This window comes from Pseudooceanicola profundi, assembly GCF_050897955.1.
GTDB lineage: Bacteria > Pseudomonadota > Alphaproteobacteria > Rhodobacterales > Rhodobacteraceae > Pseudooceanicola.
Window position 1 is genome coordinate 1,699,596 of the sequence record NZ_JBPAXZ010000001.1, and the last position, 24,368, is coordinate 1,723,963.

Annotated in this window: 28 protein-coding genes; 15 read left to right on the forward strand and 13 right to left on the reverse strand. The window is 62.8% G+C overall.

All coding sequences use genetic code 11. The features are described 5' to 3' along the window. Positions 1-21: 21 nt before the first annotated feature. Positions 22-882 carry an urea carboxylase-associated family protein gene (locus ACRARG_RS08400; protein WP_432689561.1) on the reverse strand — a complete coding sequence of 287 codons (861 nt, stop codon included), beginning with the start codon at positions 880-882 and terminating at the stop codon, positions 22-24. 135 nt (positions 883-1,017) lie between these two features. Here ACRARG_RS08400 and yghU point away from each other — a divergent pair, with 135 nt between their 5' ends. Beyond that, complete coding sequence (gene yghU / locus ACRARG_RS08405) at positions 1,018-1,896, forward strand: glutathione-dependent disulfide-bond oxidoreductase (RefSeq protein WP_432689562.1); 879 nt, start codon at positions 1,018-1,020, stop codon at positions 1,894-1,896. Between the two features lie 293 nt (positions 1,897-2,189). Beyond that, positions 2,190-2,456: a hypothetical protein gene (locus tag ACRARG_RS08410; protein ID WP_432689563.1), complete on the forward strand. Its 267-nt coding sequence runs from the start codon at positions 2,190-2,192 to the stop codon at positions 2,454-2,456. A gap of 100 nt (positions 2,457-2,556) precedes the next feature. Here the strand turns inward: ACRARG_RS08410 and ACRARG_RS08415 are convergent, their stop codons facing one another. The 11 genes from ACRARG_RS08415 to ACRARG_RS08465 form a co-directional block, all read right to left on the reverse strand. Then, positions 2,557-3,729, reverse strand: coding sequence for a type III PLP-dependent enzyme (locus ACRARG_RS08415; RefSeq protein ID WP_432689564.1), 1,173 nt, complete (start codon positions 3,727-3,729; stop codon positions 2,557-2,559). Positions 3,730-4,035: 306 nt separating this feature from the next. Beyond that, positions 4,036-4,188, reverse strand: coding sequence for a hypothetical protein (locus tag ACRARG_RS08420; RefSeq protein ID WP_432689565.1), 153 nt, complete (start codon positions 4,186-4,188; stop codon positions 4,036-4,038). Between the two features lie 240 nt (positions 4,189-4,428). After that, positions 4,429-5,208 (reverse strand): succinate dehydrogenase iron-sulfur subunit, encoded by a 780-nt coding sequence (locus ACRARG_RS08425; protein ID WP_432689566.1) that lies wholly within the window; start codon positions 5,206-5,208, stop codon positions 4,429-4,431. A 10-nt stretch (positions 5,209-5,218) separates the two neighbouring features. After that, positions 5,219-7,024: a succinate dehydrogenase flavoprotein subunit gene (gene sdhA, locus ACRARG_RS08430; RefSeq protein ID WP_432689567.1), complete on the reverse strand. Its 1,806-nt coding sequence runs from the start codon at positions 7,022-7,024 to the stop codon at positions 5,219-5,221. A 16-nt stretch (positions 7,025-7,040) separates the two neighbouring features. After that, complete coding sequence (gene sdhD / locus ACRARG_RS08435; protein WP_432689568.1) at positions 7,041-7,412, reverse strand: succinate dehydrogenase, hydrophobic membrane anchor protein; 372 nt, start codon at positions 7,410-7,412, stop codon at positions 7,041-7,043. Positions 7,413-7,422: 10 nt separating this feature from the next. Continuing rightward, positions 7,423-7,812 carry a succinate dehydrogenase, cytochrome b556 subunit gene (gene sdhC, locus ACRARG_RS08440; RefSeq protein ID WP_432689569.1) on the reverse strand — a complete coding sequence of 130 codons (390 nt, stop codon included), beginning with the start codon at positions 7,810-7,812 and terminating at the stop codon, positions 7,423-7,425. A gap of 220 nt (positions 7,813-8,032) precedes the next feature. Then, entirely contained in the window at positions 8,033-8,662 is a 630-nt protein-coding gene (locus ACRARG_RS08445; protein ID WP_432689570.1) for a TorF family putative porin, read from the reverse strand. Between the two features lie 221 nt (positions 8,663-8,883). Further along, a complete protein-coding gene (locus ACRARG_RS08450) occupies positions 8,884-9,915 on the reverse strand; it encodes a MaoC family dehydratase (protein ID WP_432689571.1) in 1,032 nt (343 codons plus the stop codon). Continuing rightward, a complete protein-coding gene (locus tag ACRARG_RS08455; protein ID WP_432689572.1) occupies positions 9,915-10,118 on the reverse strand; it encodes a DUF1737 domain-containing protein in 204 nt (67 codons plus the stop codon). Before ACRARG_RS08455 ends, ACRARG_RS08450 begins: the two co-directional genes overlap by 1 nt. Positions 10,119-10,136: 18 nt before the next feature. Continuing rightward, positions 10,137-10,682 carry an NnrU family protein gene (locus ACRARG_RS08460; protein WP_432689573.1) on the reverse strand — a complete coding sequence of 182 codons (546 nt, stop codon included), beginning with the start codon at positions 10,680-10,682 and terminating at the stop codon, positions 10,137-10,139. A gap of 49 nt (positions 10,683-10,731) precedes the next feature. Then, positions 10,732-11,586 carry an HpcH/HpaI aldolase/citrate lyase family protein gene (locus ACRARG_RS08465; protein ID WP_432689574.1) on the reverse strand — a complete coding sequence of 285 codons (855 nt, stop codon included), beginning with the start codon at positions 11,584-11,586 and terminating at the stop codon, positions 10,732-10,734. 291 nt (positions 11,587-11,877) lie between these two features. Here ACRARG_RS08465 and ACRARG_RS08470 point away from each other — a divergent pair, with 291 nt between their 5' ends. Beyond that, complete coding sequence (locus ACRARG_RS08470; RefSeq protein ID WP_432689575.1) at positions 11,878-12,198, forward strand: hypothetical protein; 321 nt, start codon at positions 11,878-11,880, stop codon at positions 12,196-12,198. Between the two features lie 254 nt (positions 12,199-12,452). Then, a complete protein-coding gene (mdh, locus tag ACRARG_RS08475) occupies positions 12,453-13,415 on the forward strand; it encodes a malate dehydrogenase (RefSeq protein WP_432689576.1) in 963 nt (320 codons plus the stop codon). A 69-nt stretch (positions 13,416-13,484) separates the two neighbouring features. Here mdh and ACRARG_RS08480 read toward each other — a convergent pair whose 3' ends face one another. Further along, on the reverse strand, positions 13,485-13,820 hold the full coding sequence (locus ACRARG_RS08480; protein ID WP_432689577.1) for a hypothetical protein: 336 nt from the start codon (positions 13,818-13,820) through the stop codon (positions 13,485-13,487). 287 nt (positions 13,821-14,107) lie between these two features. Between ACRARG_RS08480 and sucC the strand changes: the two genes are divergently transcribed. The 11 genes from sucC (at position 14,108) to ACRARG_RS08535 (ending at position 24,341) form a co-directional block, all read left to right on the forward strand. Beyond that, positions 14,108-15,301, forward strand: a complete 1,194-nt coding sequence (gene sucC, locus ACRARG_RS08485) for an ADP-forming succinate--CoA ligase subunit beta (RefSeq protein ID WP_432689578.1) — start codon at positions 14,108-14,110, stop codon at positions 15,299-15,301. A gap of 4 nt (positions 15,302-15,305) precedes the next feature. Further along, positions 15,306-15,920 (forward strand): hypothetical protein, encoded by a 615-nt coding sequence (locus tag ACRARG_RS08490; RefSeq protein ID WP_432689579.1) that lies wholly within the window; start codon positions 15,306-15,308, stop codon positions 15,918-15,920. Beyond that, positions 15,917-16,474: a hypothetical protein gene (locus ACRARG_RS08495; RefSeq protein WP_432689580.1), complete on the forward strand. Its 558-nt coding sequence runs from the start codon at positions 15,917-15,919 to the stop codon at positions 16,472-16,474. Before ACRARG_RS08490 ends, ACRARG_RS08495 begins: the two co-directional genes overlap by 4 nt. Continuing rightward, positions 16,474-16,989 carry a hypothetical protein gene (locus ACRARG_RS08500; RefSeq protein ID WP_432689581.1) on the forward strand — a complete coding sequence of 172 codons (516 nt, stop codon included), beginning with the start codon at positions 16,474-16,476 and terminating at the stop codon, positions 16,987-16,989. Before ACRARG_RS08495 ends, ACRARG_RS08500 begins: the two co-directional genes overlap by 1 nt. Before the next feature lie 19 nt (positions 16,990-17,008). Then, entirely contained in the window at positions 17,009-17,893 is an 885-nt protein-coding gene (sucD, locus tag ACRARG_RS08505; RefSeq protein WP_432689582.1) for a succinate--CoA ligase subunit alpha, read from the forward strand. 182 nt (positions 17,894-18,075) lie between these two features. Beyond that, entirely contained in the window at positions 18,076-18,609 is a 534-nt protein-coding gene (locus tag ACRARG_RS08510) for a DUF805 domain-containing protein (RefSeq protein ID WP_432689583.1), read from the forward strand. Continuing rightward, positions 18,606-21,578, forward strand: coding sequence for a 2-oxoglutarate dehydrogenase E1 component (locus ACRARG_RS08515; protein WP_432689584.1), 2,973 nt, complete (start codon positions 18,606-18,608; stop codon positions 21,576-21,578). The genes ACRARG_RS08510 and ACRARG_RS08515 overlap by 4 nt, the downstream gene beginning before the upstream one ends. A 6-nt stretch (positions 21,579-21,584) precedes the next feature. Next, positions 21,585-23,108 carry a 2-oxoglutarate dehydrogenase complex dihydrolipoyllysine-residue succinyltransferase gene (gene odhB / locus ACRARG_RS08520; protein WP_432689585.1) on the forward strand — a complete coding sequence of 508 codons (1,524 nt, stop codon included), beginning with the start codon at positions 21,585-21,587 and terminating at the stop codon, positions 23,106-23,108. A gap of 142 nt (positions 23,109-23,250) precedes the next feature. Continuing rightward, positions 23,251-23,634, forward strand: coding sequence for an MAPEG family protein (locus tag ACRARG_RS08525; RefSeq protein WP_432689586.1), 384 nt, complete (start codon positions 23,251-23,253; stop codon positions 23,632-23,634). A gap of 21 nt (positions 23,635-23,655) precedes the next feature. Continuing rightward, complete coding sequence (locus tag ACRARG_RS08530) at positions 23,656-23,922, forward strand: hypothetical protein (protein ID WP_432689587.1); 267 nt, start codon at positions 23,656-23,658, stop codon at positions 23,920-23,922. Continuing rightward, entirely contained in the window at positions 23,919-24,341 is a 423-nt protein-coding gene (locus ACRARG_RS08535) for an MAPEG family protein (protein WP_432689588.1), read from the forward strand. The genes ACRARG_RS08530 and ACRARG_RS08535 overlap by 4 nt, the downstream gene beginning before the upstream one ends. Positions 24,342-24,368 lie beyond the last annotated feature (27 nt).

Here is a 24,368-nt window from a genome sequence, read left to right on the forward strand (position 1 = left end):
GACCGGCCTGACCGAAGCGGATCAGCCCGGCAGGCCATGCCCCCCGCAATAACCATTGCCGGAGGGGCTGCGCCAGGTGCCCAATGCCCCGGCCTGCGGGGCGAAGACCTCTACCAGAAGAGGGTAGCAGGCCGCGGTATCCGAGGAATGTTCTGACGAGCAGTCGCCCCCCGGACAGGCCGACAGCGCCCCCAGCAGGTCGATCTCTGCAAAGAGCTCCAGGTAGTCGCCTGGCCGGACGGGGCTCGCCTTCATGAAATACTGCCCTGTGTCACGGGTGAACCCCCTGCACATGAACACGTTCAGCACATCGTGAACCTGCGCAGAAGCCTCTGTCACAGAACAGCCAGTCGCCGTCGCATATGCTCTGGTCAGGTTCGAATGGCAGCAGAAGTCATAGCCCTTCCCGGTCAGCAGCTGCTGGGTATAGGGGTCGCACCGGGTTCCGATGACATCGTGAACGCGGCCGCCGAACGTATCCGTGCCATACCAGGCCAGCGTGTCATCCACGACCGTCGCCATCGGCCTGAGGTAGGGAAAGCAGCTCCACATCCTGTCGCCCGTGCCAAGATGTGTCCCGTGAAGGGCCCGCGTCTTGCCCGAATAAAAGCGTTCGGCGTGATCAGCTGCCGCCCAGAGGTTCAGATCGCCCACCTGCGGCCCCTCGACACAGCTGATCCGGAAAAATTGCCCGGCCGGAACCGTGAAACTTGCCGCATCGCGCGGGGCGATCAGATGTTCCGCCACCTTCTCCGCCCCAAGCCGCGCCTGCTGATAAAGGGTCATATCCGGCGCAGGCAGAGTGCCTGACGGATAACACAGGACGGGCGTAACGGCACGGCGTGCCGCCGCATCTTCTGGCGGAGAGAGAGGATCAGTCATGGCATCAGTTTTGCCGGGCCCGTGCTGCTGCGCAATCGAGAATTCCGGCCTGTGCACAGTGTTGGATTGTGACGGTGCCGCGAACTGTGTCTAGTAGGGCTGAAAACCGACCACCCCGGAAAAATGAGGATTGCGATGACAGACGCTTCATACACGCCGCCAGAAGTCTGGACATGGGACACCGAAAGCGGCGGCCGCTTTGCCAGCATCAACCGCCCCATCGCCGGCGCCACCCATGATGCGCCGCTTGAGACCGGCCAGCACCCGCTGCAGCTGTATTCGCTGGCCACGCCGAACGGTCAAAAGGTCACCATCATGCTGGAGGAGCTGCTTGCCGCCGGATATGAGGGCGCCGAATACGACGCCTGGCTGATCAGGATCGGCGACGGCGATCAGTTCGGCTCCGGCTTTGTCTCGGTCAATCCGAATTCCAAAATTCCCGCCCTGCTCGACAGATCCGGACCGGAGCCGGTCCGGGTGTTCGAATCCGGCAATATCCTGCTTTACCTGGCCGAAAAATTCGGCGCCTTCCTTCCCAAAGACCATGCCCCCCGGACCGAGGCGCTGAACTGGCTGTTCTGGCTGCAGGGCTCGGCCCCATATCTGGGCGGCGGCTTTGGGCATTTCTACGCCTATGCGCCGTTCAAGATGGAATATCCGATCAACCGCTTCGCGATGGAGGTCAAACGTCAGCTCGACGTTTTGGACAAACATCTGGCGGAAAACGAATATCTCAGCGGGTCGGAATATTCGATCGCAGATATGGCGACCGCCCCATGGTACGGCCGCATGGTCACCGAAGGCGCGTATGAGGCCGGCAAAACCTTCCTGTCCGCGCAGGACTACACCCATGTCGTAAGATGGGCCGAAACGATTTTCGCCCGGCCTGCGGTGAAACGGGGGCGGATGGTAAACGCGGTCTCCGGCGATCCGTCCACGCAGCTGCGCGAACGTCACGATGCCGGGGATTTCGACACCCGCACGCAGGACAAACTGGATCAGGCAGGCTCCTGATGGCGCGTGCGGCGGTCTGTCTCTGCCGGTGCTCAGGACCCGGGTCCCTGACCCACAGCCGGCGCGCCCTGGCATGAGCCGCGCCGCGCCGGTGCCGCCCGGGTCGCTCCTGGACAACCTGGCACGAGAGCGCGGCGCCATCGTCGACTGTTTCGTCACCGAACTGCCCGGCACGGTCTCTCTTCGGGATTACGTCACGGCGTTCTATACAAGCCCGCTGTTCCGGATGGAGCGGCGGCTCCTGGCGCTTGCTTGCCGGTCACACATCCAGCGACACCGACATCGCAGCCTTCATGACCGGCCAGGCCGACCGGTTCGCGATCTGGCGTGTGCGCCGTCGGACCGAAACGGAATTGCTGATGCGACAGATCGGCGGGCCGACGGCATCGTGGTTCATGATCTCGCCCCGCGCGTCGGGCACCCGTCTGTCTTTCGGCTCCGCGCTCATTCCCGCGCCATCCGGGCGGGTCTCTCTCGGCTATCGCGGGCTCACGCCCTTCCATCGGCTCTATTCGCACGGCCTGCTGCGTGCCGCGCGCGCCGGATTGTCAGACAGGTAGGCCGGCACCCAAACCCGGACGATCAAACGAAACCGGGGCGCGCCGATATCGACGCGCCCCGCTTTTTGCCCCTGCCCGTCCCTCGGGACCCTGGCAGAGATCAGATCACAACCACATCCAGCGGAGGGAAGCCGTTGAACCCGATCGACGCATAGGTCGAGGTATAGGCGCCGCAGTTGCGGATGATGAACCGGTCGCCCGAGCGCAGGCCGAGCGGCAGGTCAACAGGACGCTTCTCGTACAGCACGTCAGCCGAGTCGCAGGACGGGCCAGCCAGAATGCAGGGGCCGGTGGCGTCGTGATCACGGTCGGTCAGGAACTGATACCGGATCGCTTCGTCCATGGTTTCGGCCAGACCGGAGAATTTGCCGATGTCGAGGTACACCCAACGATGCAGGTCGTTGTCGGATTTCTTCGACACCAAAAGAACTTCGGCTGCGATTGCACCGGATTCAGCCACCAGACCACGGCCCGGCTCTGCCATCACGTGGGCAACGTCGCCGAAACGCTCGGTGATCAGCTCCATCACGCGGGCGGCATAGGCCGTCGGGCGCTGGATCTCTTCACCGTAATAGGCCGGGAAGCCGCCACCGATGTTCAGAAGCGTCAGCTCGTGACCCGCGTCATGTGCCGCTTTCCACATGGCCGCAACCTGGTCGAGCGTGGTGGTCCACATCTCGGCGCGTTTGGTCTGCGACCCCACGTGGAACGAGAAACCGACCGGCTTCAGGCCCAGCTCAACTGCCATGTCCATCAGCGCAATCGCTTTATCGCGAGAGCAGCCGAATTTGCGCGACAGCGGCCAGTCGGCCTCGGATGCATCGACGATCAGGCGGATGTAGACCTCTGCACCGGGTGCGAATTCTGCAATCTTCTCAAGCTCTTCTTCCGCATCAGCCGCGAACAGGGTCACACCGGCATGGAAGGCGAACTCGATGTCGCGGACTTTCTTCACAGTATTCCCGAACGAGATGTTCTCGGGGCGGGCACCCAGCGACAGGCAGAGCTCGATCTCGGCACGCGAGGCGGCGTCGAAACCGGACCCCAGGTCGACCAGACGTTCGATGATCTCGCGCTGCGGGTTGGCTTTGACGGCGTAGTGAATACGCGCATGGCCCAGACCTGCTTTCAGCGCATGGTACTGCTCTTCCACGCGATCGACGTCGATCACCAGCGTCGGGCGATCAAACGTGTTGGCACGGATGTAGGATTCTACACGGGACTCACGGCGTACAGAAGTGCGGGCCGAAAATTCGGCTACGTATGCGTTCATTGGTCATCTCCAATCAGACCCGGCCATTCCGATTTCCATCGGCTCAGACCGCTCAGTTCCAAGGGAGACGTTACCGTCGCTACGTAACCGCAGGGCTTATCGATTTAGCCCTCTCGCCAGAGGCGCGTGCGTTGGCGTCTATGTGAGACCGCATATCGGGCCAAACCCGGATTCGATCAAGAGGGATTTTTCCCGCGCGCGATTTTTTTCCGACCGCGCCTGCCGTGCCGCCAAAATACAACAGGCCCGCCGAAGCGCGCCTGTTCACGGTCTTTGATTTTGGGTGCGGTACGGGCCAACCCCGCCTCAGGCGGCCTGACCGTAGGGCTGATAGTCAGCAGCTGCTGTCTGTGCAACGCGCGGCTCTGCATCGAAATATGCATAAGCCACATTCAGCGCATCAAGTGCGGCCTGTGCCTTGCGAAGCTCTTGCTGGCTGGGTTTTGCGATCTTTTCCATAGGGTGCCTCTAAACGTTCGGCCCCTCCCTGCCGCTTTATATGCCTATGCTGCGCCGCAGAAACACCCTTAATGGCGCAACCTCGCCATGCATCCCCCGCATGGCCCTTCATCTTTCCCGAAATACTCCGGGGAGAATTGCGCCAAAGGCGCAAGAGGGGCAGCGCCCCTCCCCCAATAGAATCGAACGGGGCGGCCCATGGCCGCCCCTCCGCTAAGTCATCGCGCGCAACCGGCCGGATCAGACCGTCCGCTCGACCATCATCTGCTTGATATGCGAAATCGCCTTGGCCGGGTTCAGCCCCTTCGGGCAGGTCTTGGCGCAGTTCATGATCGTATGGCAGCGATAGAGCTTGAACGGATCCTCCAGCTCATCCAGCCGCTCGCCCGTCGCCTCATCGCGGGAATCGATGATCCAGCGATAGGCGTGCAGCAGCGCGGCAGGTCCAAGGTACCGGTCGCCATTCCACCAGTAGGACGGGCAGGAGGTCGAACAGGAGGCGCACATCACGCATTCATAAAGACCATCCAGCTTCTTGCGATCCTCGATGGACTGCTTCCACTCCTTCGCGGGCCGGTTCGTCTTGGTCTCCAGCCAGGGCATGATCGAGGCATGCTGCGCATAGAAATGCGTCAGGTCCGGGATCAGGTCCTTTACCACCGGCATATGCGGCAGCGGGTAGATCGTCACGTCGCCCTCAATCTCGTCCAGACCGTAGATACAGGCCAGCGTATTGATCCCGTCGATCATCATCGCGCAGGATCCGCAGATGCCTTCGCGGCAGGACCGGCGGAAGGTCAGCGTCGGGTCGATCTCGTTCTTGATCTTGATCAGTGCGTCCAGAACCATCGGGCCGCACTTGTCCATATCAAGGAAATAGGTGTCGACCCGGGGGTTCTCGCCATCATCCGGCGACCAGCGGTAGATCTTGAACTTGCGGACATTGGTCGCGCCCGAGGGCTTCGGCCATGTCTTGCCGGTCTTGATGCGGCTGTTCTTGGGAAGGGTAAACTGTACCATGGCGTCCTCCTCAGAACGTCCGCGCCTTGGGCGCGATTTTCTTCAGGCTGATGCCGCCTTCGTCTTCGGTGGTCAGCGGATCCTTGATGACGGGACGGTAGGTCAGGTCAACCGTGTTGCCCTCGACACGCGAAATCGTGTGCACGCGCCAGTTCTCGTCGTCCCGTTCTGCGTAATCCTCATGCGCATGGGCGCCACGGCTCTCGTGCCGGGCCTCTGCGCCGACGATGGTCGCCAGAGCGTTCGGCATCAGGTTCGTCAGCTCCAGCGTCTCCATCAGGTCAGAGTTCCAGACCAGCGACCGGTCTGTGACCTTCAGATCGGGCAGCTTGGCCGCGATCTCCGTCATTTTCTCCACGCCTTCCTTCAGCGTCTCGGAGGCGCGGAAGACCGCCGCGTCGGACTGCATGGTCCGCTGCATCTCCAGCCGCAGCTCTGCGGTCGGCACACCGCCGTCCGCGTTGCGGTAGAAATCGAACCGGTCAAAGGCCTTGTCGAGCGACGCCTTGTTCAGCACCGGGTTCGGCGCCTCCGGGTCCACGACCTTGCCCGCCTTGATCGCCGCGGCACGGCCAAAGACCACGAGGTCGATCAGGGAGTTGGACCCCAGCCGGTTCGCCCCGTGCACAGAGGCACAACCGGCCTCGCCCACGGCCATCAGGCCTGGAACGATGGCGTTCGGATCGCCCTCCGTCGGGTTCAGCACCTCGCCCCAGTAGTTCGTGGGGATGCCGCCCATGTTGTAATGCACGGTCGGCAGAACCGGGATCGGCTCCTTCGTCACGTCCACACCGGCAAAGATCTTCGCTGATTCAGAAATCCCCGGCAGACGTTCCGCCAGCGCCTCTTTCGGCAGGTGCGACAGGTTCAGGTGGATATGGTCCCCATGTTCACCCACACCACGCCCCTCGCGGATCTCCATGGTCATCGACCGGGAGACATAGTCGCGCGGCGCCAGATCCTTGTACTGGGGCGCATAGCGCTCCATGAACCGCTCGCCTTCGGAATTGGTGAGGTAGCCGCCCTCGCCCCGCGCACCCTCGGTGATCAGGCAGCCGGAGCCGTAGATGCCCGTGGGGTGGAACTGAACGAATTCCATATCCTGCAGCGCGAGGCCCGCCCGCGCCACCATGCCGCCGCCGTCACCCGTGCAGGTATGCGCGGAGGTGGCAGAGAAATAGGCGCGCCCATAGCCGCCGGTGGCCAGCACGACCATCTTGGCGTTGAACACATGCATCGTGCCATCGTCGAGCTTCCAGCAAACGACGCCCTGACAGACGCCATCCTCGGACATGATCAGATCGATGGCGAAATATTCGATGTAGAACTCTGCATTGTTCTTCAGCGACTGGCCGTAGAGCGTATGCAGGATCGCATGGCCGGTCCGGTCGGCGGCGGCACAGGTCCGCTGCACGGCGGGGCCTTCGCCAAATTCGGTGGTGTGACCGCCGAAGGGACGCTGGTAGATCTTGCCCTCCTCGGTGCGGGAGAACGGCACGCCGTAATGTTCCAGCTCGTAGACGGCCTTCGGGGCGGACCGGGCGAGATATTCCATCGCATCCGTATCGCCCAGCCAGTCCGACCCCTTCACGGTGTCGTACATGTGCCACTGCCAGTTGTCCGGGCCCATATTCGACAGCGATGCGGCGATCCCGCCCTGCGCGGCCACGGTATGCGACCGGGTCGGGAAAACCTTGGTCACACAGGCCGTGCGCAGCCCCTGTTCCGCCATGCCCAGCGTGGCGCGCAGACCGGCGCCGCCGGCCCCGACGACAACCACGTCATATTCATGCGTTTCGTATTCGTAAGCAGCCATTTGGAAACCTCGGACTTCAGAGCGCCAGGCGGATCAGGGAAAACACCCCGACCCCCATGATGGCATAGGACAGGATCGTGACACCGATGATGGTCAGGCGGCCCGCCATCCCATGCACATAATCCTCGATCGCCATCTGGGCGCCGTTCTTGAAGTGGGTCATGCCCACGATGAGCGTCAGCGCCGCGATAGAGGCAGGCCAGGGACGCGAATAATAGGCCACGACCTCTTCGTAGGACGACCCGAGGATCGGCCCGAAGGTAAAGAGGAAGAGCGGAACAAGGATGATCAGCGCGATGGACGACACCTGCATGGACCAGTGATGTTCGGTCCCGGTCTTCGACGCGCCCATGCCGACGGCGCGCTTGCGGTCAGTGAGATAACGCATGGCGGCCTCCTCAGACGATGATGGCGGTCAGCAGCGTCAGCGCGACCGAGCCGATAACGACGATCCAGCCCAGCGTGTCCGCCTGCTCGACCTCAAGGAAATAGCCGTTGTCCCACAGCAGGTGCCGCATGCCGGCCAGCGTGTGATACCAGAGCCCCAGCAGCGAGAAGAACATGATCAGATCGCCGATGAAGCTGGTGACGATCCAGTTGACCGTCTCGAAATAATCCGGCCCGGATGCCGCCGCCATGAACCACCAGGCGATCAGCAGCGCCGCGACGATCATCGCGTTGCCTGTGATGCGGGTCAGGATGGACGTGACGGAATTGAGCTGGAAGCGGTAATACTGTCCCAGCATGAATGGCGAGAGCGGGCGGTTGCCCCGGTTCACATCGGCCATGAAATCCCCTTTCGAGTTCCTCACGCGTGTTTCTACCGGATTTTCCCGGCTTGTCATCCTTTTGAAGCGGGAAATTGCTGCAATGCCGCGCTATTCCACGATGTGTGATCACACGCTCCAGCCTTGTGATCACACTCAAGAAATCCGATAAAAACAGTCAGGTCCGCGAGTCGCCCCGCGGACCTGACACTCTGATCTTTGGACCGAGGGAGGACCCGGATCAGAAGCTGGCGTCGAGCGAAACGACGGCAAGGCCCTTGGCGATGGAACTGTCATGCCAGGTGCCGGAGACGGAGAACATGTCCGACAACGCGTAAGAGGCGCCGGCGCTCCAGTACTCATGCCCGCCGTTGTTGATCGTGCCATAGGCGGCGCCGAAGGTGATCTTGTCGAACGTGTAATCGGCCGAGATCTTGGAGTTCAGCACATCCGCATCCGGATCATAGGCAAAGCGCAGGCCAAGGCTCAGCGGCTCCACCGGCGCAAGGGCGGTCGACAGGATGAACTCGCCGCAGCAATCGACATAGGGGCTGGTGTAGTAGTAGCGCGCATAGCCGACGTCGTAGCTGAACTTGCCGACCTCGTTGCGGAACCCGGCATAGACGTCGATCTCGTAATCGCTGCCGGTGATGCCGTCATCGGTGTTGGAGGCCCAGGTGCCCAGGTAGAAGCCGCCGTAGCCCAGCTCGACCCAGGGCTGGAGGGCGGCGCCGGTGGTCTGTTCCAGCCCGTTCGACACGTAACGGCTGGTCAGGGTCACGCCGGAGGACAGGCTGAAATCCTGAGCGGCGGTCAGGGTCGGAAGACCCAGCAGAACGGAAAGCGCGGAAGATTTGAGAAGCGCGTGCATCATAACCTCAGTTGGAAAACGCGCCGTAGCTCAGCGCCTGTTTTTGACGCCGGAGAAGGGGGCATGCACGCGCCGAGGCCCACGGATGCTGCGCCGCCGCAAAGCTGTATCTGCCGCGCCACATATGGCCCGGATTTTCGCTTAAGTTTCAGGCGGAAAGAGAAAAGACGGCCGCTGTCACACGGCCGTCTTCAAATCTGCTGCACCGCTGATTCGGCCCTTCAGACCGGCATCACCGCCCAGTAATCGAGATCCAGCAGAACCTGCGGCAGGTATTTCCCGTCCGCGCCCTTCAACTCTCCGACCGAGGCGTCATCGACCGCGACCAGCCGCAGCCGCACAAGGCCGACACCGGGCGCAGACGTCTTCGCCTTGTCCAGCACCTCCGACCAGGCCTTGACGGTCTTGCCGCTGAAACACGGGTTGGCATGCGCGCCCCCGTTCAGCCCCACGATCATCTGCGCATTGGCCAACCCGTTGAACGACAGCGCCCGCGCCATGGAGATCACATGCCCGCCATAGATCAGCCGCTGCCCATCGGGCCGGAAGGTCGCGTCGAAATGCACCTTGGCCGTGTTCTGCCACAGGCGCGTCGCCAGCATATGCTCCGCCTCCTCGATGGTGACGCCATCGACATGGCCGATCACCTCGCCCACCTCGTAATCGCCCCAGCGATGCGCCTCCCCCGCCAGGGTGAAATCGTAGGTGGAGAAATCCAGCCCCTCCGGGATCACCAGATCCTCCGGCGCCAGCACCGTCTTCAGTTCTGGCACCACAGCCTCTGGCGCCGGTGCGTCGACATCATTCTTCCGCACCATCACCCAGCGCACATACTCCATCACGACCTCGTCGCGCTGGTTCATGCCCCGGGTACGGACATAGACCACCCCGGTCTTGCCGTTGGAATTCTGCTTGAGCCCGATCACCTCCGACGAGGATCGCAGCGTATCCCCCGCATAGACCGGCTTCAGCCAGCGCCCCTCCGCATAGCCAAGGTTCGCCACCGCATTCAGCGACACATCCGGTACGGTCTTGCCAAAGACCACGTGGAACGCTGCAAGATCGTCCAGCGGCGATCCCGGCAGCCCGCAAGCCCGCGCGAATTCATCCGAGGAATAGAGCGCATGCCGCGCCGGGTAGAGCGCATGGTAAAGCGCCCGCTCCCCCGCCCCGACCGTGCGCGGCACGGCATGGTCGATCACCTGACCAATCGCGTAATCCTCGAAAAACCGTCCCGGATTGGTCTTGGCCATCACAGCTCTCCCAGCTTCACGTCCGGCGAATACTCTCCCGGCACCTCTTTCGTCACCGCCTGACCGCAGCGCATCACACCCGTGGTCGCGTCATGGGCATAGGTCGGGTTGCCGTGCAGCTCCCATCCCTTGGCCAGGGCCGCCGACACCTTGTGACAGAAGGCAGAGGTATCGTCCTCGCTCAGAAACCGGTAAACTTTCATACCCTTAGGTCCTTTTCTTTATCCGAATGTCGGGTAGCCCAGCCAGGTGTGGATGCCCCCGATCAGCAGCAGCAAGACAAGCGATATGGCCAGGAACATCCCGTCCTTGGCGATCGACCCCTTGGCGGGCGGCTGCCAGCCCGGCTCCGCCCGGTTGATCACCACCATCTCTGCCACGGCCCAGACGCCCAGACCACCCCAGAGCACGAAGGACGGCACATCGCCATTCACCAGCAGATGCGCCACACACCACAGCAGGAACCCCGTCAGCATCGGGTGCCGCATCTTGTAAAAGAGCGCCCCCTTCTTCGGCCCCGGCGAGGTGAAGTAGAGCGCCAGCAACATCAGTAGGTTGTTGATCCCCACCGTCGCCGGATGCCGCCCCCAGAAAAACGCGCCATCGGCCATCCGGTAGCCAAAGATCATCAGCAGCAGCGCAACGGCCAGCGCCCCGGCCACGGCCCCCTTGCCGGGATCGCCCATCCGCGCCCGGACATCAGGTGCCGCACGTTTAAAGAAATGGGCCGCCGCCCAGAGAAGTACACCAAGGATAAGAAGCAACATAACAGGTCCGCCCGCTGGCTAAATGTGAATCGCCTTCACATTGCCCCGCTTACGCCATGCGTGCAATGACTTCCGCCTTGGCCAGCAACTTTTTCGCCGTCTCGACATGCAGGTTCTCGACGATCTTGCCATCGACCACGGCCACGCCCTGCCCCGTCCGCTCGATCTCCTCATGCGCCTCGATCTGCCGCTTGGCGAGGTCGATCTCCGCCTCCGTGGGCGCAAAGGCGGTATTGGCGCCCGCCACCTGTGCCGGATGGATCAGCGTCTTGCCGTCGAAGCCCAGATCGCGACCCTGTTCGCATTCGGCGGCCAGCCCCTCTTCGTCGAGATACTGGTTATGGACCCCATCGACGCAGATCACGTCATAGGCCCGCGCGGCCAGCAGCATCTGCTGCAAAGCGAACATCATCGGCAGACGGTCAGCGCGGGAGCGGCAGTTCAGCTCCTTCGCCAGATCGTTGGTCCCGGCGACAAATCCCTTCAGCCGTGGATGCGCCGCGATCTCCAGCGCGTTCAGCACGCCCAGCGGCGTCTCGATCATCGCCCAGATCGCCGTCTCGCCGCCCAGCAGATCGTCCAGCGCCTCGATATCTTTCACCGAATTCACCTTGGGCAGAAGGAAGGCATCCGCCCCCGCATCCTTCAGCACCTTGACGTCGTCAGCACCCCAATCGGTGTCCAGCCCATTGATCCGGATGATTTTGGCCCGCTCGCCGTAGCCGCCCTCCACAAGCGCGGCTTTCAGCGTCTCCCGCGCCGCACCCTTGGCATCGGGCGTCACCGCATCCTCCAGATCGAAGATGATCGCATCGCAGGCCAGCCCCCGCGCCTTGTCCAGCGCCCGCTCCTTGGAGCCGGGGATATAGAGAACCGAGCGATAGGGGCGGAACTGGTCGTCCATGAAGTCTCTCCGAGTCGGGCGCGGCGGGGCGCTGGTAACAATCTTGCGCTGCTTTGCCATTTTTTGAGGGAAAAATTCAAGGCCAATCACGCCGCGACGCAGAATTGCCTGCATTCTGGCCACGCAACACCCGGCGTACGGCGCATTAACCATATCTTTGCCTCTCCGGCGCAGTCTCCTTTCATGGACGTGAGGGAGGTCCGGATCAATCCGGGCAACGTTCCACAAGCCGGCCTTTGCCGGCGACAGACATTGCCTGTCTGCAATGTCATAGCTTGAAAGGGATGCCTCATGTCCGCCTGCCCCGCCCTGCTCCGATTTGCCCTGCCGGCTCTGGCGCTCGCCCTGCTCAGCGCCGCCCCGGCATGGGCCCAGCAGCACTGCGCGCCGAGGGAAATCATCGTCGGACGACTGGCCGAAAAATACGGCGAAAGCCGGCAGTCCATCGCGCTCAGTCACGGCAATCAGATGGTGGAGGTCTTCGCATCAGCGGCCACCGGCTCCTGGACGATCACGGTCACGCGACCCGGCGGAATGACCTGCCTGATGGCCTCGGGAAAGGCGTATGAAACGCTCACGGAACAGCTGCCGCCAAAGAAAAAGGACGCCTGACCAACGACGAGAGGTGGACATGCGGATGCCCAGAATCGAATTTCTTCGGCCTCCGGCGGCGTCCCAGCATATTCCGTGCCATCTGCGGCCATCGTTGAAGAATAAGGCAAGAGCTCACTATTTATGAACTTTTTAAACGAAATAACCGCATCCGCGCTGACGCCGCATCGGCCCGGCCCGCCACTGCCCTTGCGCAACGGGTCCAGAACGCCTACCCATCGCGACGAGATATCATCGGACCGGAGATAAGTTCCATGGCACGACCCAAGATCGCCCTCATTGGCGCAGGTCAGATCGGCGGCACGCTCGCCCATCTCGCAGCTCTCAAAGAATTGGGCGACGTCGTTCTCTTCGACATCGCCGAAGGCACGCCGGAAGGCAAAGCGCTCGACATCGCCGAGGCTGGCCCTTCCGAAGGCTTTGACGCGACGCTCAAGGGCACCCAGAGCTATGCCGACATCGCCGGCGCAGACGTCTGCATCGTCACCGCAGGCGTGCCCCGCAAACCGGGCATGTCCCGTGATGACCTGCTGGGCATCAACCTCAAGGTCATGAAATCCGTCGGCGAAGGCATTGCCGCCAACGCGCCCGACGCCTTCGTGATCTGCATCACCAACCCGCTCGACGCGATGGTCTGGGCGCTGCAGAAATTCTCCGGCCTGCCTGCCGCCAAGGTCTGCGGCATGGCCGGCGTGCTGGACTCCGCGCGCTTCCGCCACTTCCTCAGCCTCGAATTCGGCGTGTCCATGAAAGACGTCACCGCCTTCGTTCTGGGCGGCCACGGCGACACCATGGTCCCCTCCACCCGTTACTCCACCGTCGCCGGCATCCCGCTGCCCGACCTGGTGGAGATGGGCTGGACCACGCAGGAAAAGCTCGACGCGATCATCCAGCGCACCCGTGACGGCGGCGCCGAAATCGTTGGCCTGCTGAAAACCGGTTCCGCCTTCTACGCGCCCGCCACCTCCGCCATCGAAATGGCCGAGGCCTATCTGAAAGACCAGAAGCGCGTCCTGCCCTGCGCCGCCTATTGCGACGGCGAGATCGGCGTGAAGGACATGTATGTGGGTGTGCCCACGGTCATCGGCGCCGGCGGCATCGAGAAGATCGTGAACATCAAGCTCACCAAGGAAGAGCAGGACATGTTCGACAAATCCGTCGACGCCGTGAAGGGCCTGATGGAGGCCTGCAAAGGCATCGACGGCTCGCTCGCCTGATCCGCGGCACAAGCATTCCAAAAACGCCCGGCCCCGTGTCGGGCGTTTTTCTTTGTCTGACGATAGCGATCATCGCCCGTGGCCGGAGACCTCGTCCAGCAGCCGCGCCGCGATCATCGCCGCCCCCGCGATGGCCAGCGACGACCCGATCTTGGCGCTCAGATTATCCGGGGCCACATGTTCCACCCCGTCCCGGGTCATCCGCACAGCCTGCCCAAACCGCCCGCTGCGGACGTCGCGCATTGGCGAGGGGTTGGGCATATCAAGCGCCCCGGGACGGAACCGCGACAGGAGCGCACCCGCAGCCACCAAGCCGGCGCCGAAGACAAACGGCCGCAAACGGTCGCGTCGGGCAAGTCCGCCATTATTAGGCTTGATGTCCGGCAGATGTCTGGAAATAGTCATGGTCAACTCCTCTTTCGCAGCTCAACCCCGGCCACGCGGCGGAAGTTCCCCGCGACGCCCCGGACGCGGTTCCGGAGCCCGGAGAGTCACTGAATCGCCAGAAATCAGAGCAGTGCGGTCATATTGACGGCATGAGCGCCCGCAACGTGATCACACCCGCTTTTCGTGTGATCACAAACGCTGTAAAATCGGCAGAATTCCCCGCACGGTTCCAGAAAATGATTCATGGCGCAGTTACACTGTGCCACTACCGTTGCTAATCGTATCTGAAACGAGGGACGGAGTTCATGAACATTCATGAGTATCAGGCGAAGGCAATCCTTCGCGACTATGGCTGCCCGGTGTCGGATGGCCGCCCGGTTCTGAAAGCGGAGAATGCCAAGACCGCCGCAGGCGAACTTGACGGTCCGCTCTGGGTCGTGAAGGCGCAGATCCACGCCGGTGGCCGCGGCAAAGGCAAATTCAAAGAAGCCGACGCTGGCGAAAAGGGCGGTGTCCGCCTTGCCAAATCGGTGGAAGAAGCCGCTGAAGAAGCCAAGAAGATGCTGGGTCGTACCCTCGTCACCCATCAGACCGGCCCCGCCGGCAAGCAGGTGAACCGCATCTACATCGAAGCCGGGTCCGACATCTCGCGTGAGCTTTACCTCGCGCTGCTGGTCGACCGTCAGACCTCCGCCGTCTCCATCGTCTGCTCCACCGAGGGCGGCATGGACATCGAGGAAGTCGCGGCCTCCACGCCCGAGAAAATCCTCTCCTTCTCCATCGAGCCTGCCACCGGCTACCAGCCGTTCCACGGCCGCAAGGTCGCCTTCGCGCTTGGCCTCGAAGGTGGTGCCGTCAAGCAGATGGTCGCGCTGCTGGGCAACCTCTACCGTGCCTTCATGGAAAAGGACATGGAACAGCTGGAGATCAACCCGCTGATCGTCATGCCCGATGGCAACCTCAAGGTGCTGGACGCCAAGGTCGGTTTCGACGGCAACGCGATCTACCGCCATGCCGACGTCGCCGCCCTGCGCGACGAGACGGAAGAGGACCCCAAGGAACTCGCCGCCTCCAAATACGACCTGAACTACATCGCGCTGGATGGTGAGATCGGCTGCATGGTGAACGGCGCAGGCCTCGCCATGGCGACGATGGACATCATCAAGCTCTACGGGGCAGAGCCTGCGAACTTCCTCGACGTTGGCGGCGGCGCCACCAAGGAAAAAGTGACCGAGGCGTTCAAGATCATCACCTCTGACCCGAACGTCAAAGGCATTCTCGTGAACATCTTCGGCGGCATCATGCGCTGCGACGTCATCGCCGAAGGCGTGATCGCCGCGGTGAAGGAAGTCGGCCTGCAGGTTCCGCTGGTTGTCCGTCTGGAAGGCACGAATGTCGAAAAGGGCAAGGAGATCATCGCGACCTCCGGCCTGAACGTCATCGCGGCCGACAACCTGTCGGACGGTGCCGAAAAGATCGTGAAAGCGGTCAAAGGCTGAACCGATGACCCTGCTGCGCGCCCTGACCCTGTCCGCGCTGGCTGTATTCAGCAGCCAGTCGGACCTGCGCGCGCAGCAGGGGCCTACCGGAATTGTTGCTGCCGGGATTGAACATTTCCTGCGCCACTGCGGGACGGCCGTCACCGATCCGGAGCGTTACCTCGCGGAACTGCCCAACCGGAACGACGGCAGAGCCGTTTCGCATGGCAATACAGACGATGGCAGCACGCTTCTGGTGACGACCGGCGGCATGAATTCCATGCAAAACGGTTATACCTTCGAAGAAATAACCCATGTCTTCGTTCTGGGGGGAACCCGGTCGATTTCCTGTGTGGTGAGCGGCGGAGATGCCGTATATGGGATGCCGGGGTCGACACAGGCCGTTACGGACACGTTCCGGTCGATTATCGCCCGCGAAGCTCCGCAGGCTCAGATCGTTGGCGGGTCCATGCCGCTGAGCGCTTTCGGGCCCGCTTCGCACATAGTCGGGAACGTGATGGAAAGCGGTGCGCTGTTCTATGTTCTCAACTGGCATGACGATCCCGACATTCCGATCATGGTCTACGTCTGGCCCGGCTGGTTCGAGATGATCACCTACAAGCAGGTGAGCGCCCAATGACCCGGTCTGCCGTCCTCCTAAGCGCTGGCATCGCGGCCCTTGCCCTGACCGGCCCTGCAGCGGCGCAGTCGCCGCGTGACGCGGCGCTGGCCAACAGCCGTATTGCGCTGCATGTCTGCCTCGATCTCTATTCCGATGCTGACAGCCGTGTCGCCGCGCTCTCTGCAGCCGGCTTTTCGTACACGACCCATGCCCGGCCCGGCGATCCGCGCGCTTATCACAAGTTCAGTGATCCGGCCGGCATCGTCAGCATCATGACCTACGGCACCGATGGTGATGATTTCTGCGCCATTTCAAGCGACGTGCTGAATGTTACGGAGGCCGTTCAGTTCGTCGAACAGACGACGAGCGAGCTTTTCCCAGGCATGTTCACCTACGGTCAGATGCAGGGCGGGGCGGCCATCACCCCGACACATCCGCAGGCCGCCAATTTTCCCTGCACCGGCTATTCCGCCTTCTTTCCGCGGCGCGCCATCGACATCAGCATCGGCATTGCCGGTCAGGATCCGATCTGCGTGATGGACGGAACCTCGCAAATCATGGTGCGTATGTGATGCGCGGGCTTCTGAAGATATCCCTTCTGCTTGCCCTGGCCCTGCCGGCCCATGCGCAGAACCTGCGCGAGGCGGCGCTGAACAACGTGGCCGTTGCGACCCGCATCTGTGCCGATGTCAGCCTCCGGCAGCTTGCCCCGCGCCCCGCCTTCACCAGCGCTGGCTTCACCTATCGGGCCGAAAACCGTGGTGTAAACAAATATGGTGTCAATCTTGGCTACGGCCATTATTTCGATGCCCCTGCTGACACCGCCAAAGCCCAAGTGGCTGAGCCGGACCGTTATGCAGGCACCTGTTACGTCTACACCAAACACGCCTCGCAGGGAGAGGTCGAAGCGCTGGTCATGGACGTGCTGCGCAGCGCCTACCCCAATGCCCGGATAGAACGCAGCAATTCGGGCACCATTCTTTACAATCTGTCGCCGCTTCCTTTGATAGTCAGCGTCAGCACCATCTCGCGTAATCGCTATGAAACCGACGGCACAATAAGTGTGTCGATGTCCTTTCCGGGATAACTAGGATCAGGAGTAAACTATGGCAGTTCTAGTCGACGAAAATACGAAGGTCATTTGTCAGGGCTTCACCGGCTCTCAGGGGACCTTCCATTCCGAACAGGCAATCGCCTACGGAACCAAGATGGTCGGCGGTGTCACCCCCGGCAAAGGTGGCAGCGAACACCTTGGCCTGCCCGTCTTTGACTCGGTGCATGAAGCGGTCGACCGGACCGGCGCCAATGCCTCTGTCATCTATGTGCCGCCGCCGTTTGCGGCCGACTCGATCATGGAAGCCATCGACGCGGAAATCCCGCTGATCGTCTGCATCACCGAAGGCATCCCGGTACTGGACATGATGAAGGTGAAGGCCGCGCTCAAGAATTCCAAGTCGCGCCTGATCGGGCCGAACTGCCCCGGTGTCATTACGCCGGACGCCTGCAAGATCGGCATCATGCCCGGCCATATCCACAAGCGTGGCTCCGTCGGCGTGGTCTCCCGCTCCGGCACGCTGACCTATGAGGCGGTGAAGCAGACGACGGATGCAGGCCTTGGCCAGTCCTCCGCCGTTGGCATCGGCGGCGATCCAATCAAGGGCACCGAACACCTCGAAGTGCTGGAAATGTTCCTGGCCGATGACGAGACCCAGTCGATCATCATGATCGGCGAAATCGGCGGCTCTGCCGAAGAAGAAGCTGCGCAGTTCCTGGCCGACGAGAAGAAGAAGGGCCGCTGGAAGCCGACCGCAGGTTTCATCGCCGGCCGTACCGCCCCTCCGGGCCGCCGCATGGGCCACGCAGGCGCCATCGTCGCCGGCGGCAAAGGCGGCGCGGAAGACAAGATCGAGGCGATGAAATCCGCCGGGATCGTGGTTGCCGACAGCCCCGCGGGCCTCGGCGAAGCCGTGCTGAAAGCCATCAAGGGCTGATCTTCAGCCTGTGAAAAGGGTCCGGGCGACAGATCGCCCGGGCCGCAATCCGGGGGCAAAGCCCCCAGCAGACAGGACCGAGAAATGGCGCCCCGCCGTTCACAGCAGACCAGACCACCCCGCTCCGCCTCCCGCGTCGAGCGCCGGTTCTGCCCTGCGGTCCACCATCCGGAGGCGCGCGCATGAGTTTCGCCGACGCCATCCGCTCCTGCCTGCAGAAATACGTGACCTTCTCTGGCCGCGCCTCGCGTCCGGAATACTGGTGGTTTGTGCTGTTCCTCATCGCGGGCGGCATTGCCACCTCTATTCTGGACAGCATCCTCTTCGGCACCGGAACGGTCGAGACCGGCCCCGGCGCCATCTCCGCGAAAAGTGAGAACGGGCCTATCTCCGGGCTCTTTTCCCTCGCGACGCTGCTGCCCATATTGGCGGCGGGATGGCGACGGATGCATGACACCGGCCGTTCGGGCCTTTACCTGCTCTACCCGCTGATCGTGATCGTGGGCATGGGCACCTTTGCCTCGATGGCCGGCGCCACAAGCGCCGTCATGTCGGGCGATTTTGGTGCCGCTTTTGCAGGTCTGACAGGCATTGTCATGCTGCTTTCGATGCTTGTGTTCATCATTTCGCCGCTGATCGTCATCTGGTGGCTCACCCGCCCCTCGCAACCCGGCCCCAATACCTATGGCCCAAACCCTCATGAGGTCCTCGCATGACCGAACAAAGCCCCAACGATGTTTTCCACGCCTCCAGCTTCATGCAGGGGCATAACGCGGAATATCTCGAACAGCTTCAGGCCCGCTGGGCCAATGACCCGTCCTCGGTCGACGAAGGGTGGGCTGCGTTCTTCAAACAGCTGGGCGAGAGCGAGATCGACGCCAAGAAAGAGGCCGCCGGCCCCTCCTGGGCGCGGATGGACTGGCCGCCGGTCCCCAGTGATGATCTGACTGCCGCACTGGACGGCCAGTGGCCTGCCGTGGAAGCCAAGGCCGCCGGAGACAAGATCAAGTCGAAAGCCGCCGAAAAGGGCGTGAAGGTCTCCGACGACGCGGTGAAACAGGCGGTGCTGGATTCGATCCGCGCGCTGATGCTGATCCGGGCCTACCGGATCCGGGGACACCTGGCTGCTGACCTCGACCCGCTGGGCATGCGGGATGAGACGAACCACCCGGAGCTTGACCCGAAATCCTACGGGTTCGCGGAATCCGACATGGATCGCCCGATCTTCATCGACAAGGTGCTGGGGCTTGAGATCGCCTCCATGCGCCAGATCGTCGATATCGTGAAGCGCACCTATTGCGGCACCTTCGCGCTGCAATACATGCACATCTCCAACCCCGAAGAAGCCGGCTGGCTGAAGGAACGGATCGAAGGCTACGGCAAGGAGATCACCTTTACCCGCGAGGGCCGCAAGGCGATCCTGAACAAGCTGGTTGAGGCCGAGGGCTTTGAGAAGTTCCTGCATGTGAAATACATGGGCACCAAGCGGTTTGGTCTGGACGGGGGCGAGGCGCTGATCCCCGCCATGGAACAGATCATCAAGCGGGGCGGCAATCTGGGCGTCAAGGAAATCGTCATCGGCATGCCGCACCGTGGCCGCCTGTCGGTTCTGGCGAACGTGATGAACAAGCCCTATCGCGCCATTTTCAACGAATTCCAGGGCGGGTCGTTCAAGCCCGAGGATGTGGATGGCTCGGGTGACGTGAAATACCACCTCGGAGCGTCATCGGACCGTGAATTCGACGGCCATCCGGTGCACCTGTCGCTGACCGCCAACCCCTCCCACCTTGAGGCGGTGAACCCGGTTGTGCTGGGCAAGGTCCGCGCCAAGCAGGACCAGCTGCATGACAGCGCCGAACGGATCGCGGTCCTGCCGATCCTGCTGCATGGCGATGCGGCCTTTGCCGGTCAGGGCGTCGTGGCGGAATGCTTTGGCCTTTCCGGCCTGCGCGGCCACCGCACCGGCGGCACGATGCATATCGTGGTGAACAACCAGATCGGCTTTACCACCGCGCCGCATTTCTCACGCTCCAGCCCCTATCCCACGGACATCGCCCTGATGGTGGAGGCGCCGATCTTCCACGTGAACGGCGACGATCCGGAGGCCGTGGTGCATGCCGCCAAGGTCGCCACGGAATTCCGCCAGAAGTTCCACAAGGATGTCGTGCTCGACATCTTCTGCTACCGCCGCTTCGGTCACAACGAAGGCGACGAGCCGATGTTCACCAACCCGCTGATGTATAAGAACATCAAGGGCCACAAGACGACCCTGTCGCTCTATACAGAACGTCTGGTGAAGGACGGGCTGATCCCCGAGGGCGAGATCGAGGATATGAAGGCCGCCTTCCAGTCCCACCTCAATGACGAGTTCGAGGCGGGCAAGGACTACAAACCCAACAAGGCCGACTGGCTGGATGGGAAGTGGTCCGGTCTGGAGAAGGAAAAAGACGACTACCAGCGCGGCGAGACCGCCATCGCCCCCGAGACGATGGAGCAGATCGGCACCGCCCTGACCCGCGTCCCCGAAGGCTTCCCGACCCATAAAACGGTCGATCGCCTGCTGGCCTCCAAGAAAGAGATGTTCGACAGCGGCACCGGCTTCGACTGGGCCACTGGCGAAGCGCTGGCCTTCGGCTCCCTGCTGACCGAAGGCTATCCGGTCCGTCTGGCGGGTCAGGACAGTACCCGCGGCACCTTCTCCCAGCGGCATTCCGGCATCGTCAACCAGGACACGGAGGAGCGCTACTATCCGCTCAACAATATCCGCGAGGGGCAGAGCCGGTACGAGGTCATCGACTCGATGCTCTCCGAATATGCCGTGCTGGGCTTCGAATATGGCTACTCGCTGGCCGAACCGAACGCCCTGACCCTCTGGGAAGCGCAGTTCGGCGATTTTGCCAATGGCGCTCAGATCATGTTCGACCAGTTCATCTCCTCGGGCGAATCCAAATGGCTGCGGATGTCGGGCCTCGTCTGCCTGCTGCCGCATGGCTACGAAGGCCAGGGTCCGGAACACTCCTCCGCCCGTCTGGAACGCTTCCTGCAGATGTGCGGCCAGGACAACTGGATCGTCGCCAACTGCTCCACGCCCGCGAACTACTTCCACATCCTGCGGCGCCAGCTGCACCGGTCCTTCCGCAAGCCGCTCATCATGATGACGCCGAAATCGCTTCTGCGTCACAAGCTGGCGGTCTCGGATGCGGATGAGTTCACCACCGGATCGAGCTTCCACCGTGTCCTCTGGGACGATGCGGACAAGCAGTACGGCAAGGGCCGGTCGGCCACGAAACTGGTCGAGGACAAGAAGATCAAGCGCGTCGTCATGTGTTCCGGCAAGGTCTATTACGACCTGCTGGAGGCCCGCGACGAGGCCGGCAAGGACGACACCTATATCCTGCGGATCGAACAGTTCTATCCCTTCCCGGCGATCAGCCTCGTCAAGGAACTCGAGCGGTTCAAGAACGCAGAGATGGTCTGGTGTCAGGAAGAGCCCAAGAACCAGGGCGCCTGGACCTTCATCGAGCCCAATGTCGAATGGGTCCTCGGCCGGATCAACGCCAAGCACCAGCGCCCCGTCTACGCGGGCCGCATCGCCACGGCCTCGCCCGCAACGGGCCTCGCCGCACAGCACAAAGCACAGCAAGCCGCCCTCGTTGCCGAGGCGCTCAACATCGAAGGGAAATAAGACCCCATGAGCACCGAAATCCGCGTCCCTACCCTGGGTGAATCCGTCACCGAAGCCACCGTCGCCACCTGGTTCAAGAAACCCGGCGACACGGTCGAGGTCGATGAAATGCTCTGCGAGCTGGAAACCGACAAGGTGACGGTCGAAGTGCCGTCCCCCGCCGCAGGCACCCTCGCCGACATCGTCGCCGCCGAAGGCGAGACCGTGGGCGTCGACGCCCTGCTGGGCAATATCTCGGAATCCGGCAATGCCGGCCCGGAAGAGACCAAGCCCCGCGCCGCCGAAACCAAAAAGACCGATGCAGAGGCCGCGCCCAATGGCGGTAAATCCGGCGGCGGGGAGACGGTCAAGGTCATGGTCCCCGCCCTGGGTGAATCCGTGACGGAGGCGACCATCGCCACCTGGTTCAAGAAGGAAGGCGACACGGTCGAGGCCGACGAAATGCTCTGCGAGCTGGAAACCGACAAGGTCTCCGTCGAGGTGCCCGCGCCTGCCGCCGGTGTCCTGTCGAAGATCCTCAAGGGCGAAGGCGACACGGTGGAGGCCGGTGGCCAGCTGGCAGAGATGACCTCCGGCGGTGCCGCGCCCGCCAAATCCGCCGAGGCCCCGGCCACCGCCCCCGCCGCAAGCACCGGCAAGGATGTAGAAGACGCACCGGCTGCCAAGAAGGCCATGGCCGAAGCAGGCCTGTCGAAAGATCAGGTCACCGGCACCGGCAAGGACGGCCGCATCATGAAGGACGATGTCGCCAAGGCGCTGAAATCCGCCACCGCCGCGCCCGCCCCGGCCGCCGCCGCCGCGCCGCGCGCGCCCGTCCCGGCCGATGACGCCGCCCGCGAGGAACGGGTCAAGATGACCCGCCTGCGCCAGACCATCGCGCGCCGCCTGAAGGATGCGCAGAACACCGCCGCCATGCTGACCACCTACAACGAGGTCGACATGACGGAGGTCATGGCGCTGCGGAACCAGTACAAGGCCGAGTTCGAGAAGAAGCACGGCGTCCGCATGGGCTTCATGTCCTTCTTCACCAAGGCCTGCTGCCACGCCCTGAAAGAAGTCCCCGAGGTGAACGCGGAGATCGACGGCACCGACGTCGTCTACAAGAACTTCGTGCATATGGGCATCGCCGCGGGCACGCCCCAGGGCCTCGTCGTTCCGGTCATCCGCGACGCCGACCAGATGTCCTTTGCCGAGATCGAGAAGGCGATTGCCGAAAAAGGCGCCCGCGCCCGTGACGGCAAGCTGTCGATGGCGGAAATGCAGGGCGGCACCTTCACCATCTCCAACGGCGGTGTCTACGGCTCGCTGATGTCCTCCCCGATCCTGAACCCCCCGCAGTCGGGTATCCTCGGCATGCACAAGATCCAGGACCGGCCGATGGTCATCAACGGCGAGATCAAGATCCGCCCGATGATGTACCTGGCGCTGAGCTACGATCACCGCATCGTCGACGGCAAGGGCGCCGTGACCTTCCTCGTCCGCGTCAAGGACGCACTGGAAGATCCGCGCCGCCTGCTGATGGATCTCTGATCGCGCGCACGGCACTGTAGGGCGGGGGTCACCCCCACCCTGCCAACACCTCGCCCCGGGGCGAGCTAGAACAAGAGGCATACAGGGCAGACTTCACCCGACGGCACCCCTGCCGGACCCTGACCAGATCGGAGCACGACCCATGTCCAGCCTCACCACCCCGCTCGCCCTCTACGGCCTTGTCTGCATCGTCACCATCCTGGCCCAGGTCATGTCTGCCGCGGGCAAGCTCGACCTGACCCAGCTCATGGGCAACCGCGAGGGCCTGCCCTCGCTCACCGGCATGGCCGGACGGCTCGACCGGGCGCAGATGAACTCCGTCGTCGCCATGGCGCTGTTCGCCCCCGCGGTGCTGATCCTCGCCATCACGCCCGGCGACGGCACCGGCGCCTTCCCCGCCTGGGTCTTCCTGCTGGCCCGCATCGCCTATGTCGTGGTCTATGCGCTTGGCATCACCTATATCCGCACAATTGTCTGGCTGGTGGGTTTCGTGATGACGCTCTGGCTCTACCTTCTGGCCCTCTGACACAGACCAAAGAGGCCGGACATGTCCCTGCAACTCATCTGCCAGCTCACCACCAGCGACCCTGCCAGGACCCAGCAGGCGCTGCTGAATGATGCCGAAGATCAGCAGAATGCCGGCCTCTCCCGCCTCCAGATCTGGACCGAAGAGGGCGCCGCCGCCCTCTGGCTCCTCTTCGACGTGAATGACCGCGCCAAGGCCGAAGCCTGGCTGCAGCGCGCGCAGGCCGACACCCACGGCCGCCCCGCCGCCGTGACCGCCTCCACCGCCCATTTCCTGAGGACCGCATGACCCCCGCCCTCGCCCCCGAGATCACGGTGCTGGCCCTCGCCGGCCTCCTGCAGGTTCTTCAGATCGCCCTGATGTCCGTCACCGCCAACCGCGAATTGCCGCGCGGCAAGACACTGGGCCCCCGCGATCCCGACAAGCTGGGCGGCAGCCTGATGGACCAGGTCAGCCCCCGGACCGGCCGCATCTTCCGCGCCATGACCAACCATTTCGAAGCGCTGATCCTCTTTACCCTGGCCGTTGTCGTGGTCACCCTCTCGGGCCGCGCCTCCACCTTCACGGCGACCTGCGCCTGGATCTACCTCGCCGCCCGCATCCTCTACGTCCCCGCCTATGCTTTCGGCTGGGTCCCCTGGCGCAGCCTGATCTGGATGACCGGGCTCATCGCCACCACCCTGATGATCCTGGCCTCCCTCTTCTGATGCTTTTTCTTGCCAAAAATATCCCGG

Excerpts from the sequence above, each read along its gene's own strand:
- ACRARG_RS08490 (WP_432689579.1), top strand. The coding sequence starts at position 15,306 with ATGACCCTGCTGCGCGCCCTGACCCTGTCCGCGCTGGCTGTATTCAGC.
- ACRARG_RS08480 (WP_432689577.1), bottom strand. The coding sequence starts at position 13,820 with ATGACTATTTCCAGACATCTGCCGGACATCAAGCCTAATAATGGCGGA.
- ACRARG_RS08515 (WP_432689584.1), top strand. The coding sequence starts at position 18,606 with ATGACCGAACAAAGCCCCAACGATGTTTTCCACGCCTCCAGCTTCATG.
- ACRARG_RS08400 (WP_432689561.1), bottom strand. The coding sequence starts at position 882 with ATGACTGATCCTCTCTCTCCGCCAGAAGATGCGGCGGCACGCCGTGCC.
- ACRARG_RS08450 (WP_432689571.1), bottom strand. The coding sequence starts at position 9,915 with ATGGCCAAGACCAATCCGGGACGGTTTTTCGAGGATTACGCGATTGGT.
- sdhA (WP_432689567.1), bottom strand. The coding sequence starts at position 7,024 with ATGGCTGCTTACGAATACGAAACGCATGAATATGACGTGGTTGTCGTC.
- ACRARG_RS08500 (WP_432689581.1), top strand. The coding sequence starts at position 16,474 with ATGCGCGGGCTTCTGAAGATATCCCTTCTGCTTGCCCTGGCCCTGCCG.
- ACRARG_RS08470 (WP_432689575.1), top strand. The coding sequence starts at position 11,878 with ATGTCCGCCTGCCCCGCCCTGCTCCGATTTGCCCTGCCGGCTCTGGCG.
- ACRARG_RS08510 (WP_432689583.1), top strand. The coding sequence starts at position 18,076 with ATGAGTTTCGCCGACGCCATCCGCTCCTGCCTGCAGAAATACGTGACC.
- ACRARG_RS08535 (WP_432689588.1), top strand. The coding sequence starts at position 23,919 with ATGACCCCCGCCCTCGCCCCCGAGATCACGGTGCTGGCCCTCGCCGGC.
- ACRARG_RS08460 (WP_432689573.1), bottom strand. The coding sequence starts at position 10,682 with ATGTTGCTTCTTATCCTTGGTGTACTTCTCTGGGCGGCGGCCCATTTC.
- sdhD (WP_432689568.1), bottom strand. The coding sequence starts at position 7,412 with ATGCGTTATCTCACTGACCGCAAGCGCGCCGTCGGCATGGGCGCGTCG.
- mdh (WP_432689576.1), top strand. The coding sequence starts at position 12,453 with ATGGCACGACCCAAGATCGCCCTCATTGGCGCAGGTCAGATCGGCGGC.
- sucC (WP_432689578.1), top strand. The coding sequence starts at position 14,108 with ATGAACATTCATGAGTATCAGGCGAAGGCAATCCTTCGCGACTATGGC.
- sdhC (WP_432689569.1), bottom strand. The coding sequence starts at position 7,812 with ATGGCCGATGTGAACCGGGGCAACCGCCCGCTCTCGCCATTCATGCTG.
- ACRARG_RS08410 (WP_432689563.1), top strand. The coding sequence starts at position 2,190 with ATGACCGGCCAGGCCGACCGGTTCGCGATCTGGCGTGTGCGCCGTCGG.
- ACRARG_RS08455 (WP_432689572.1), bottom strand. The coding sequence starts at position 10,118 with ATGAAAGTTTACCGGTTTCTGAGCGAGGACGATACCTCTGCCTTCTGT.
- yghU (WP_432689562.1), top strand. The coding sequence starts at position 1,018 with ATGACAGACGCTTCATACACGCCGCCAGAAGTCTGGACATGGGACACC.
- ACRARG_RS08530 (WP_432689587.1), top strand. The coding sequence starts at position 23,656 with ATGTCCCTGCAACTCATCTGCCAGCTCACCACCAGCGACCCTGCCAGG.
- ACRARG_RS08465 (WP_432689574.1), bottom strand. The coding sequence starts at position 11,586 with ATGGACGACCAGTTCCGCCCCTATCGCTCGGTTCTCTATATCCCCGGC.
- sucD (WP_432689582.1), top strand. The coding sequence starts at position 17,009 with ATGGCAGTTCTAGTCGACGAAAATACGAAGGTCATTTGTCAGGGCTTC.
- ACRARG_RS08420 (WP_432689565.1), bottom strand. The coding sequence starts at position 4,188 with ATGGAAAAGATCGCAAAACCCAGCCAGCAAGAGCTTCGCAAGGCACAG.
- ACRARG_RS08525 (WP_432689586.1), top strand. The coding sequence starts at position 23,251 with ATGTCCAGCCTCACCACCCCGCTCGCCCTCTACGGCCTTGTCTGCATC.
- ACRARG_RS08415 (WP_432689564.1), bottom strand. The coding sequence starts at position 3,729 with ATGAACGCATACGTAGCCGAATTTTCGGCCCGCACTTCTGTACGCCGT.
- ACRARG_RS08495 (WP_432689580.1), top strand. The coding sequence starts at position 15,917 with ATGACCCGGTCTGCCGTCCTCCTAAGCGCTGGCATCGCGGCCCTTGCC.
- ACRARG_RS08425 (WP_432689566.1), bottom strand. The coding sequence starts at position 5,208 with ATGGTACAGTTTACCCTTCCCAAGAACAGCCGCATCAAGACCGGCAAG.
- ACRARG_RS08445 (WP_432689570.1), bottom strand. The coding sequence starts at position 8,662 with ATGCACGCGCTTCTCAAATCTTCCGCGCTTTCCGTTCTGCTGGGTCTT.
- odhB (WP_432689585.1), top strand. The coding sequence starts at position 21,585 with ATGAGCACCGAAATCCGCGTCCCTACCCTGGGTGAATCCGTCACCGAA.